At 33.1% G+C, this 10,250-nt stretch carries 9 protein-coding genes, 1 tRNA gene and 3 pseudogenes; 3 read left to right on the top strand and 10 right to left on the bottom strand.

The features are described from left to right. Nucleotides 1-190 (bottom strand): annotated as a pseudogene (locus tag ACFIKR_RS08160) (ShlB/FhaC/HecB family hemolysin secretion/activation protein); the annotation flags it as partial. Between the two features lie 434 nt (nt 191-624). Between ACFIKR_RS08160 and ACFIKR_RS08155 the strand changes: the two are divergent. Beyond that, the gene (locus ACFIKR_RS08155; protein ID WP_375659500.1) at nt 625-966 is read left to right on the top strand and encodes a hypothetical protein; all 342 of its coding nucleotides are present in this window, start codon (nt 625-627) and stop codon (nt 964-966) included. A 603-nt stretch (nt 967-1,569) separates the two neighbouring features. Further along, nucleotides 1,570-2,108, top strand: a pseudogene (locus ACFIKR_RS08150) (hypothetical protein). On the opposite strand, the gene ACFIKR_RS08145 reads toward ACFIKR_RS08150, so the two are convergent. The 8 genes from ACFIKR_RS08145 to ACFIKR_RS08110 all read right to left on the bottom strand — a co-directional run bounded on the left by ACFIKR_RS08145 (nt 2,092) and on the right by ACFIKR_RS08110 (nt 8,255). Next, entirely contained in the window at nt 2,092-2,412 is a 321-nt protein-coding gene (locus tag ACFIKR_RS08145; protein WP_375659499.1) for a hypothetical protein, read from the bottom strand. The pseudogene ACFIKR_RS08150 and the gene ACFIKR_RS08145 sit on opposite strands and share 17 nt — an antisense overlap. 132 nt (nt 2,413-2,544) lie before the next feature. Continuing rightward, the gene (locus tag ACFIKR_RS08140; RefSeq protein ID WP_375659498.1) at nt 2,545-2,946 is read right to left on the bottom strand and encodes a hypothetical protein; all 402 of its coding nucleotides are present in this window, start codon (nt 2,944-2,946) and stop codon (nt 2,545-2,547) included. Nucleotides 2,947-3,191: 245 nt separating this feature from the next. Further along, complete coding sequence (locus tag ACFIKR_RS08135; RefSeq protein WP_375659497.1) at nt 3,192-3,365, bottom strand: BrnA antitoxin family protein; 174 nt, start codon at nt 3,363-3,365, stop codon at nt 3,192-3,194. Between the two features lie 718 nt (nt 3,366-4,083). Then, nucleotides 4,084-4,629 carry a biotin transporter BioY gene (locus ACFIKR_RS08130; protein ID WP_012754691.1) on the bottom strand — a complete coding sequence of 182 codons (546 nt, stop codon included), beginning with the start codon at nt 4,627-4,629 and terminating at the stop codon, nt 4,084-4,086. Between the two features lie 257 nt (nt 4,630-4,886). Continuing rightward, entirely contained in the window at nt 4,887-5,456 is a 570-nt protein-coding gene (locus ACFIKR_RS08125; protein WP_375659496.1) for a biotin transporter BioY, read from the bottom strand. A gap of 15 nt (nt 5,457-5,471) precedes the next feature. Beyond that, nucleotides 5,472-6,110 (bottom strand): energy-coupling factor transporter transmembrane component T family protein, encoded by a 639-nt coding sequence (locus ACFIKR_RS08120; protein ID WP_375659495.1) that lies wholly within the window; start codon nt 6,108-6,110, stop codon nt 5,472-5,474. Continuing rightward, nucleotides 6,107-6,787, bottom strand: coding sequence for an energy-coupling factor ABC transporter ATP-binding protein (locus ACFIKR_RS08115; protein WP_375635941.1), 681 nt, complete (start codon nt 6,785-6,787; stop codon nt 6,107-6,109). The genes ACFIKR_RS08120 and ACFIKR_RS08115 overlap by 4 nt, the downstream gene beginning before the upstream one ends. A gap of 40 nt (nt 6,788-6,827) precedes the next feature. Next, entirely contained in the window at nt 6,828-8,255 is a 1,428-nt protein-coding gene (locus tag ACFIKR_RS08110; RefSeq protein ID WP_375659501.1) for an amino acid permease, read from the bottom strand. Between the two features lie 1,720 nt (nt 8,256-9,975). Between ACFIKR_RS08110 and ACFIKR_RS08105 the strand changes: the two genes are divergently transcribed. Further along, nucleotides 9,976-10,051 (top strand) — tRNA-Thr (locus tag ACFIKR_RS08105). 99 nt (nt 10,052-10,150) lie between these two features. Here ACFIKR_RS08105 and ACFIKR_RS08100 read toward each other — a convergent pair. Beyond that, nucleotides 10,151-10,250: pseudogene (locus tag ACFIKR_RS08100) on the bottom strand (DNA-binding protein); the annotation flags it as partial.

The following is a 10,250-nucleotide window of genomic DNA, read 5'->3' as shown; positions in this document are numbered from 1 at the left end:
CAAGCCCTTGCTCTATCTGGCGCAGATTGGTCGGCTTCCCAATAAGGTTTGGAAAAGCCGTGGTGATTTCTCCTTGAAGTCTCCTCTCAACTTTATGCCCATCAAGGGTAATATCTTCCATCACACCTTCAACTACAACAATCTTGAGATGACCGTGCAGGCAGAGTAGAATAGGCTTAAAATTTGCCAACAGTTAGAGGAATTGGTGTCTAAAAAATTCTGCTAATGAGGTTTATTTTGTTTTTCGTTTACTTTCTTCTGGAATGAAAATCCCTAAAGATATGAACCATGCTTTTTTTTGCTCTTTTCTACGAAATGGCTCTTAAAAGCGTTTCATCTCTAATCCTACAAGAGGCTATTAAGCAAATTGCTGTGGTGAAGAAGAAGAAATATCCAAAGTTATTCATGCCAAGCGCTTCAGAGCTTGCATCATATGCAAAAAGTTAGAATCAGAAATTTTGTCAAACGCCAAGACTATTCGCAAAGCCATTATGAATACATACTAAAAAGTAGAAAAAGAAAATGTTGTTTTACTTACAAATCTTAATCACTCCAAAGCAATAGCCTGAAATAGCAGTGTGTCGTATGGAAAATTAAAAACAAAAACCGAATGAAGAAAAACTTATGTGGGCAAACAAAGAAAATGCACTTAAGACTTGTCTATGGCGTCACAGGTTTATTGCTATAAAAGCTTCAAATGATGATATCTCTAATACTTTTCGCTTGTTCTCTTGTGATGGCTTTCACATGCGAAAAGATATGGACTATGACACCTCTTCTCAAGCTTATCAAACTGAACTCAAAGGTATTTCCTTATTGATTTTGAAAGAGTCCTTAAAACGCATTTTGCAGAGCAAAGTAGAAGGCATGTCTAAAAAAATCATTCCAAGAGCAACAGATTTTTTAAGTATTGTGAAGAGATTGAAAAAGATCTTCTTTCACGAGCCAAAACTCTTCATGAATTAATGATAGGAGAGTTTAAAATAGATTTCTAAAAAATAGAAAAATAGTGAAAAGTGCTGATCATTTTTGGATTGGATATGCATTTAAAAAGTGATTAAAAAGTTTTTTTAATGTACAATGCATTTCTAGAAGCCAAAATGGCTCTGTGGTATCGAATTTATAAAGTAAATAAATCCATTAATACAAATTAAGGATTTTAGGATACGCGAATTTCAAAATATTTGTTTTTAAAAACATGAATAGCCAGCATCAGCGCAAAAGATATTGTGGCAGTTATGAATCCCTTTCGTGTATTTTTGAAGTAGCAGAGTGTTTCTTTAATCTTTATGAAAGGGTTGCCAGTGCTATGGACTTTTTTGAAAGTGGATTTGGGTATCAAAATGCAAGCGGAGGTACGGGGGGATGGAGCTCAGTGTTTAAAGCTATCATCAACTATAGATAAATCATAGACGAGGTTAACTAAAATATTAAAAGCAACTGGATGCAATAGAAGACATTGCTATTAAAAGAAAAGCAAATGCTGAAAAAACTAAACGGTAGTTTGTATTTTTATATCAGAAAATAATTTAAGAAATTGAGATCATAATTTTTCCACAGGAAATGAATATGTTTACAAATAAGCAAAGAAAAGCCTTGTTTGGCATTATAATTTTTGTATTTTTATGTTTTTCAGGAATAAGAAAAAATCTTGACTTTATTCAGGGTATTTTGACATTCGCGTCTATTTCTTTGGTGATAGTTACAACTGTTTTTGCAATTTTATGCAATTCTAATATCCCTTCTGAGTTGCAAAACAACCCACAATATAAATGGGGCAATACAACAGGTTGGAAGAGATTAATATGTGATTTACAACAGTATATGCACAGTCTCCTAAAATTAATAACTTTAGCGCTTGTTGTTTTTATTTTCCCAAGTAGTTATAAAGAAACTGTTTCTTTGCCTGTCATTTCTAAGTACGTGGAGCACAAGTTTTCTTTTTCATTGGATACCGTACTTTAGTACTTAGATATTGCTCTTGGATATTCAAATATTATACTTTGGTACTTTTTTTAGTCTGTGTATTCTTTCTTATGTCCCGTACACGCAGTTTAATAAATATATCTATTTACGCGCTACAGAGCTCTATTAAAGAGGTACAGTAAAATTTACGATTTCATGCTTTAATTTTTCTTTTATATGACCTTCATTATACATAACATTATCATTTTTACTTGTTTTAATAGCAAATTTATGTTGAAAAGTTTCAGTATTAAAGATTATATCAAAATTATTATGTGTCTTTCCAACAAAACTTATGTTTTTAAATGCTGGATTTAATTTATATTTTTTAAAAAGGTTCAAAAAATAATTCTTTAAATTATTTTTTTCTTTAAATTTGATATCCAAGTCAAGTTCCATTTCAGAATAATCATCTGTGGGAAATTCACCCAACAAAAGTTTAGCCATCTTTAGCAAGTTGTCTTCTGATTACATTGCAAAAAAATCTAATTGTTTTGGTTGTGTATATTTCCGTTTTATTTCTTTAATTAAAAGCAATTTTTTTCGAACTCTTCCTTACCAACAATATCCGGTGAGATATCAATCATTTTGGGGGGGGAAAGATTTTTTGTAGTGTAACTGCAAGAATTTGTTTAACTCTTTATTTGAAGAAAAAAGAGTGAACTCTGGAATCAAAACTCCAAAATATTGCTTATTCTGTTCGACATATTTTCTAGGACGTGGGTTAGGAATATTCTGAAAGTCGTTTTTAGAATCAATCACTTCGGGATTATAAGGACTATTTTCTCCCGTTAAAACATAAATCCAATAGCAGATCTTCGAGTTCACAGAAAACTTTTCAATTATTAAGGTAACACATTGATTATCACGGTTAAAACGGTATGTTCCTTTCTCTAAAAATTTATCAGCACCATTTATATTAACTAATTCTGGGGCTGGATCTATTTTATATTTATAAGAAAGGAAGTTAAGGGTATTCATAAAGTTAACACAATTACAACGTCTATAGTCTTATCGGATGGTAGGTGTTGCCCAAGTTATCTTAGTGATTATGGGAAGGTAGTGTATCCAAAATATATTCCGTCATTTAGAATCGTTTAGCTGAAAATTAAAGCTATAAAATTTTAATTGCAAAAGCAATACGAGTTTTAGAGAGCTCTGCAGTGGAAACTGTTTAGATTTTTAGAATATGGCTCCCCCTTTCCTGCTTTTAAGTGGAGGGGAAATCAACGCATTGAACGAAGCGTGGCATCACGTAAAATGTCGTCAATCCGTGTTTGATATCCTTTTCCTTGACTTTTAAGCCACGCTAACATGTCTGAATCCACACGCACAGTTAGCAACAGTTTTCGTTGGTTTATAGAGTGGATTAAGAACGGCGTTTTTCCAGAACGCATCATCTAGTAACGAGCTTTCTTCTTTATAACGTTTCCTTTCTTTCAAGTTGGCTCGCCGTGCTGAAATAATACGGATTACCTCTATGCCATCTTTATCGTCATGGACAGCATGCGCTACGAATAGTAATAAAAAAACATCCATGAGCCCTAAAGCTTGCTAACCATACTCTCCGTTTTCAATACGATCTTGTTTAGCTATGGAGAATGGATCAGAAAAAACACATGCAGCCATTTCAAAACTTACACGGTGCTTTCTAAGATTATTTTTTGTTTAGCTTCATCCCATTCAAATCTTATTTTTATACCTTATATTAACACATTTATAAGGGTATTATGTACATCAAGAGTTTTAAATGAACACTGAATTATCGATGTTTTTGTACAATTAATATAATTTAATACTTTAAAAATTAGTGATTAATTAACTGAAAATATAAAAAATAATAAATAATCCTAAGGCGTTATGCATATAATATGCAAATCGAATAAAACTTACAAGCATGTTGAATAAAATGATATTAATTGACTATTTAGGGGTCTGCTCCTGAAAGCAAAAAATAAATTTTGGTGCCGAAATATTCAACTTTCGTATGGCTACCTTTGAGAGCTATACAGATAAAAATACCAATAAAAAGTAAATAAAACAGAATGGTATTCCGTGGTACTTTTTAATCCACATACATTTGGCAAAAATTGTTCTTCAGTACAGAACTACCCCTTTTTAAGAATGAATGAGAGGAGCGATTTTTTTAATGGTCAACGCTACAAAGGATGCAATCAGCACTTTCAAGAAACCACCAGCCAAAAAACCTAATGAACTTATTAAAACCGTCAGCAAAGGAACCTGAGTCATATAAGCTACCCATGGTATTCCAAAAGAATAAACTATCCCAATGCCGCCCACAGTATTTATCACAAATAATGTTATAAAATTTAACCGCTTCCAAAACAATTCTACCATTAAACCAATAAAAAATGCAGCAAATGGAAAACTAATCAGATAACCACTCGTAACTCCTGAAAAAACACTAATTCCACCACGACCACCAGGCAATAGAGGTAACCCAATCGCAATAAGAACAAGGAAAAGAAGTGATGCTAAAGCTCCCCTTTTCGCTCCAAGTATAGAGCCTGCTAACATCGGAGCCATAGACTGAGCTGTAATAGGGACACCCAGCGAAAAAGGAAGATAAATAGGAGGAAAAAGACTCAAAACAGCGTAAATAGCGGCAAATAAAGCAATATAAACTAAATCTTTTGTATTCACTGAATTATTCCTTCACTATGAAAAAACTTTTGTTATTGTTGTATAATTAATAAAAAGTATCAGATTTATAAAAGTACACTTTAAATGCCTTAGATATAGAGAAAAATACTATAATAATTTATTTAATAATTATCACTTATATAAATCACATTAGATTCTACAATGTTTAATTACATCATAGATTACTATGGTTAAATTCAGTAAACTTATTGTGATACATAAATATCATATAATAACAGCATAACAAAATAATACATTTATTTTAGCTTGTTCTTATTATGCTTTGAATGAATGAGAGGAACAGATCTTTTAATCGCGAGTGCAACAAAGGATGCAATCAACACTTTTAAACAATCGCCTATCAAAAAACCTGATGAAGCCATTAAAACCTTCAGTAAAGAGACTTTGGTCATATACGCTGTCCATGGAACACCAAAAGAATAAACTATCCCAATGCCACCAACAGTATTTATCACAAATAATGTTATAAAATTTAACCGCTTCCAAAACAATTCTACCATTAAACCAATAAAAAATGCAGCAAATGGAAAACCTATTAAGTAACCACTTGCAATCCCTGAAAAGACACTGATCCCACCGCGACCACCAGGCAACAGAGGTAATCCAATCGCAACAAGAACAAGAAAAAGGAGTGACGCTAAAGCACCCCTTTTTGCCCCAAGAATAGACCCTGCTAGCATCGGTCCCATTGATTGAGCTGTAATAGGTACCCCTAGAAGAAAAGGAAGATAAATAGAAGGGAAAAGGCCCAAAATAGCATAAATAGCGGCAAATAAAGCAATATAAACTAAATCTTTTGTATTCATTTGATTCTTCTTTCACTATAAAAAACTTTGATTATTATGAGATGCTGTATCAATGGTATCAGCATCATAAGAACGCGCTTCCAATGCTTCAGCCACTTCTGAAGCCATTCTTATGGTTCGTATAATTAAAGGTATCGCAAGAGCGACAATGTTAGTATTAAGTCCCCGTGCTTGCTGTGCTTCATGTACCTCATTAAACTTTTCACTCAAAAGAGGAATAAACCTGATCGCCATAGAGATAACCATACTCACTTTTGATGGATTTATACCAAAACAGCAAAAAGGCTGAAGCCCGACTTCAATTGCATCCACCATATCTGAAACTTTTGTTGTGAATGAAATAAGTGATGATAAAGAAAAGAGGATAACAAGACGTAATATGACCTCAACCCCCGTAAGCCAACCGCTAAAAATAGTTTGAAATACAAATAAAAGAACTAAAAGCAATCCCATCGATTTAAATTGCTTTATCGCAGTTTTGAAAGGGACCTTGGCGACTCTATAGAATAAGATGACCAACAACAAAAATAACCCAAGAAGCGCTATGGAAGAAACCATTATTATAAAAGTTCCACACGCCGCAAGAAATAATAACTTAACTCCAGGACTTAACCTATGAATAAACGTATCCCTTGGAATATATAAACCGATCATGACATTCTTCTTATATACTCCTTGATAGCAACAAAAGGTACATCATCAATTGCTATCTCCCCTTTATCAAAAACTAACACTCTATCAAACTTTTTCAAAAACTCCAAATCATGCGATACAACTATTGCCGTTTGTGGTAATTCTTCTATCACTTGCGTAACGCGATGCTTATTTCGCAAATCAAGTAATGTCGTTGGCTCATCAAAAATAATGTAGTCTGGTTTCATTGCAACTACACCGGAAATAGCAACGAGTTGTTTTTGCCCACCACTTAATAAATGGACAGCGTGATTTCTGAAATCTTGAAGTTCATAGCGCTGTAAAATTTCATCTACACGCTCCTTAATTTCATCTTTACTAAGCTTTAAATTTTTGAGACCAAATGATAAGTCCTCTTCAACTAATGGTAAAACAATCTGATTATCGGGATTCTGAAATACAAATCCAACTTTACGCTTTACTGCTTTTGCATCGCGCTTGGTATCAAGCCCATCAACGCTTACAAAACCGTGAGATGGTAATTGGAGTCCATTAATAAGACGAACAAATGTACTTTTTCCAGAACCATTCGCACCTATAACAGCAATTCGTTTTTCGGTAAGCTGTACAGTAATATTTTTTAAAACACACAAATCACCAAAAACTTGTGTTACCTCATCAAATTTTATAGTCCCCAAGATTTATTCCAATCAATCCCTTTTATTAGCTCTTCTTTCTCTATCGTTTCAGTTTATAACCTAAAAGTAATAATAAGCACCATAGAGGAATAATAATGACTGCCAAACTCATATCAGGCATCTGTACAGGAATATGTGTTTCAAGAAAAGGCACGCTTATTCCTATCATATCAAAAAGTCGAGTCATCAATCCATTTTGCCCAAAACCACTGATAAACATAATGCAAAATAATAAAGCAAGAAAGCAGAGACAAAGATAGTTAGCGTAAGGATATAAACCAAACGCATAAGTAAAGTCGCCTTTTTTGTTCTTATGTGCATTGCGAAATTTCAAATGAACAATAACAATAATAGCCCAAGTAATCACTGCTGCTGCAGTTGCAAGAGCCATGATCCGCATGAAACTATTATCAGGAACAAGAGCATTAACAACGACAATCAACACCGTACAGAATGATGAAAAAAGGATAGCAATATAAGGAACACGAGCAGCACTTAGTTTACTAAAAATATGTGGTGCATTTTTTTGTACAGCTAAACTATAAAGCATACGTCCATTAGAATAAATGCCACTATTGTAAACAGAAATAGCAGCCATAATCACCACAAAATTCAAAATATGACCAGCAGCAGGAATTCCTATAGTCTCGAAAATTGTAACAAAAGGACTACCATTTTTTCCAATCATATTCCAAGGGCTGATTATCATAATAACGCTGATAGAACCAATATAAAAAATTATAATTCTCCACATAACTTGACGGATAGCCGCTGGAATTGTTTTTTGTGGATCAGATGCCTCTCCAGCAGCAATACCAATAAGCTCTGTTCCTCCAAAAGAAAACATTACTACAGAAGTCGCTAAAACAACCCCTACTGCTCCATAAGGGAAGAAACCGCCATGGTCCCAAAGATAATGAATATTCGCTTGATTTTCCCCTAGTCCAGTGACAATGAGAAAAATTCCCAAAATAATCATACCAATAACAGCAGCCACTTTGATCAAAGCGCAAGCAAATTCAAATTCTCCATAAAAACGAACATTAAACAAGTTAATGAATGTAACAAATAAAAGAACAACGAAAGATGCCTTCCAGTGATCAATCAAAATCCAATGATCAAGGTAAAACCCTATCACTGTAAGTTCAGCCATGCTCACAAGAATATAAAGAAACCAATAATTCCAACCTGTTATGAAACCAGCTAATCTCCCCCAATATTTATAAGCAAAAAAACTAAATGCTCCTGAAGACGGTTCTTCTACTGACATTTCACCAAGCATTCGCATAATGAAATACATAATAAGCCCGCCGACAAGATAAGATAAAATGACTGAGGGACCAGCTAATTGAATTGCCTCGGTTGACCCATAAAAAAGCCCTGTCCCAATAACGCCACCCAAAGCAATCATTTGAATATGGCGATTTTGAAGGCTACGCTTCAATTCATTGTGCTTTTTTTCAAACATCATGCCTCATTACTTTTGTTGAACCTAACCTCAACTTTTATCGAAAAATTAGGCACCTTTTTCAAAAAACACAAAACAAACGTAAACCTATTTTCTTATCATAATGCAACTCCTTATTTTTTTGTGCATTATACATATACCTCGTTGAAGTGTTAAGAAAAAATATGCTCCATTATTTATTTAAATTAATGTCCTTCATTTTCGTTACACTGACCATTATAGCATTGGTTATTGATAACGCACACTCTGTAATCACATCACATTGGACAACAACCCCCTTTAATAAAATTTTAATAAACCTTCTGCAAACAGATGTCTATCACCTTAATCAATCTCTATGCAAGGTAATGCCTGATTTTCTGTCCTCAATTTGCATTACTCTCACTTGTTTACCAGCATGGTCTATCTTCGGTGCTTTAGCAATAGTATTTTGTATCTTAAATTACGAAAAACAAAAACCTTTTCACAAAATATCATATACATATAACGAAGAATACATTTAATCTTGAAAAAGACTTCTAGAGCTCTTTATATTATACACAACCGATATCGCTTAGAGCACCTCACCCTATTAAACAACTGAAAATCACTTGATCATCAGAATGGATTAAAACGCTTTATTATAAATATACGCGCTCACTTATGATTTCTATAGATAACGATAACATCGCTTCATTTGTATCAATTTAAAAAAATTAGCGAATAATTTTAACTCCTATCTATAAGAAACCTCTGTATAGAAAAAACTTAATATATTTTCTATGGCTACTGCTTTATACTCTACAAAAACTTTTCTTAATTTTAGCACTAGAAATCACATATAAAAAAACATCTTCTAATATCAGCACTCCTTATAAGATTGGAACTTCTTAAAATTAATGAAGAAGCTTATAAAAATTATTCTACAAGTCTAACAAAATGTGTTAAATAAAAACTAATCTGTAAATAATTGCAATTGTGATAAAGAGCATTTTGCACCTTCCTCTCATTGTAATATCCACCCGACTACATCTAAAAAAATCCAAGAGACTATTACTAGAAAAATTTTTTAAGCACCTTCTCCCTATTGAGAAAATGGTAAAATAACAGCTTCAGTAACACTCTGTTCTCTTAAATCTGAAAATCTTCTCGCTAAAACATCAACTTTTTAGATATCTCATCCAAACTTTTCCAATAAATTAGTTGCTACTCGAGAAAAGCTCCTCAATGAATTTTTCTTGGTAAGCTAGCTTCATTTCTAGTTCTATCAGCCGATCCTCATCCGATATGATTCTTACTCCATCTTAAATAAAAAAACGTGATTAATTTTATTAACCCTCCCCCTTTTTTCCCATAAAAATGAGAAGTAACTTTTCAACTAATTCTACTCATGTTATTTTCACACTATAAAGGGTTTATGCTGATCTTTATTTTCCTAATCCCTTATTCAACAAATTTCTTTATTAAGAATCAGAAAGTGTTTTTATCTTTACTAAGTTATCTTGACACCATTTTTCATCCTAAAGATCTACATTCCCAGCTTCTTAATTTGAGTGCTATCGTAAATTGGAAAGCATTTATAGCATTAAGATCAAAGAATACTGTCCTCTGACTTTTACATACTTCTCCTTCAAATTATTATCATATTTTATAAATTATTGAAAAAATGCATTCTTGCTTTTATACGTACTTTTAGCTATTACCCTCAAATTAGTTTTGTCTCATTGACTTACAAACCTATGCCGCATTAGCTCAGTTGGTAGAGCACATCATTCGTAATGATGGGGTCGCTGGTTCGAATCCGGCATGCGGCACCACTTTTTGTATTTAGCATATTGAAATATATAGATTTTTTCTTTAAACAGCCATTTTCAGACCACCTTTTAGACCACCTTCTACAGTTTATATAATTTTACCTAATTTGTTCTTATTTGCTCCTTATTTTTCTTTGGAGTGAAGGCTAAGATCTCTTTTTTTCTCCATCTCACTGCTCTCCCTAGCTTATATGGCTCCGGA

This window comes from Bartonella sp. MR30HLJHH, assembly GCF_042194195.1.
Taxonomy (GTDB): Bacteria; Pseudomonadota; Alphaproteobacteria; order Rhizobiales; family Rhizobiaceae; genus Bartonella; species Bartonella grahamii.
This window is presented reverse-complemented; position numbering and strand designations above follow the sequence as displayed.

Coding starts and splice junctions, on each gene's coding strand:
- ACFIKR_RS08155 (WP_375659500.1), top strand. CDS start 625: ATGTGGGCAAACAAAGAAAATGCACTTAAGACTTGTCTATGGCGTCAC.
- ACFIKR_RS08145 (WP_375659499.1), bottom strand. CDS start 2,412: ATGGCTAAACTTTTGTTGGGTGAATTTCCCACAGATGATTATTCTGAA.
- ACFIKR_RS08140 (WP_375659498.1), bottom strand. CDS start 2,946: ATGAATACCCTTAACTTCCTTTCTTATAAATATAAAATAGATCCAGCC.
- ACFIKR_RS08135 (WP_375659497.1), bottom strand. CDS start 3,365: ATGATGCGTTCTGGAAAAACGCCGTTCTTAATCCACTCTATAAACCAA.
- ACFIKR_RS08125 (WP_375659496.1), bottom strand. CDS start 5,456: ATGAATACAAAAGATTTAGTTTATATTGCTTTATTTGCCGCTATTTAT.
- ACFIKR_RS08120 (WP_375659495.1), bottom strand. CDS start 6,110: ATGATCGGTTTATATATTCCAAGGGATACGTTTATTCATAGGTTAAGT.
- ACFIKR_RS08110 (WP_375659501.1), bottom strand. CDS start 8,255: ATGTTTGAAAAAAAGCACAATGAATTGAAGCGTAGCCTTCAAAATCGC.